At 36.8% G+C, this 1,119-nt stretch carries 2 protein-coding genes; both read right to left on the reverse strand.

Going from position 1 to position 1,119, the window contains the following annotated elements:
- On the reverse strand, positions 1 to 553 hold a 553-nt coding region (locus MCO_RS09150), incomplete at its 3' end, for an SMI1/KNR4 family protein (RefSeq protein WP_007554094.1).
- A gap of 65 nt (positions 554 to 618) precedes the next feature.
- Positions 619 to 1,119 (reverse strand): HNH/ENDO VII family nuclease (locus tag MCO_RS11430; protein WP_245256871.1); only part of this gene is annotated, 501 nt, incomplete at its 5' end.

Raw genomic sequence — 1,119 nt, forward strand, 5'->3', positions numbered from 1 at the left:
TTTTCCAAAAACTCTTGTAAAAAGGAATAGGTTGCGGAATGGGAGCTTTTTCAGTCTTTTCAATCGGTTGGTCACCTTCAGGTATCTCTTCTCCCGCGTGTACTTTAATTCTTTTGCAAAGGAATTCATAAAAATTACTAGCGTAATATTCGCAATCTTCAGATGGAAGCCTGATATAAAGTGGGCATTCTCCATCCCGAAACTGCGTATAATCAAAGTAAAAAGTCTCACCAAAATCAGCATCACAAACGAGAAGCTGTTCTGGTGTCACAAAACCACGTTTTCTATCATTTAAGTTTTGGAAAACAATATCATCAAAAGGAACACCTATAGGATTCTCATAAAGACTATAGATTTCCTCACCACGAATGTCCCCGCCTTTATAATGTTTTAAAAAAGCTTTATAGGAAGATGTGAATTGTAAACCGAGAGCTTTCTCTGCTTTTTCAATCATGAGATCATCAACCGCATTTTCTTCAGAACAAAAATTGACAATATCACCATCATATTTATCAACTAATTCTACAACATCATCTAAGGTATAGTTTTTCATCAATTATTCTCCATAAATTATTTTATAAGTCTCTGTTTTTTCTCTTTTCAATTAACCGTAGAGCATTACTGCCGATGCTCCTGTCCCCATCCGTTAAAATCTATCCCTATGATACCCCATTTCATATCGATTATTCCTCCTAAACTACTGTTTGCCTCTTCTCTATACCCCTGAGCACGTTCCTTCCAATATTCCTCTCTCCACTGATCAAACTTTGATCTCTCTATAAGTGATTGATGTGTGTTGGAAGGAGCATGAATCACAGAAGTATATTTGTTATGAAATTCATTGCTAATTTCTGCTATGGGCCCCTCATGCGTTTGCTTTAGGTGATGCAACTCAACAGGCTTGCCATCAAATCCCATAGGTGCTCTTCCTGTTTTCATTCTATCAAGATTAGTACCCCACACCTTTTTCTTGTTTACTGTCCAACTAACAATTTGGTTAGGATCAAACAGGTCGTTTCTCTGGTAGACTTTGTTTGTCTGACCAAATTTGCTATCGGTAAATTTAGTGGGTTTCTCTTTTAACCAAAGCTTTTTTTCTTTAGCAGCAAGTTTGGTCAG

The sequence above is a fragment of the Bartonella sp. DB5-6 genome (assembly GCF_000278115.1).
Taxonomy (GTDB): Bacteria; Pseudomonadota; Alphaproteobacteria; order Rhizobiales; family Rhizobiaceae; genus Bartonella; species Bartonella refiksaydamii.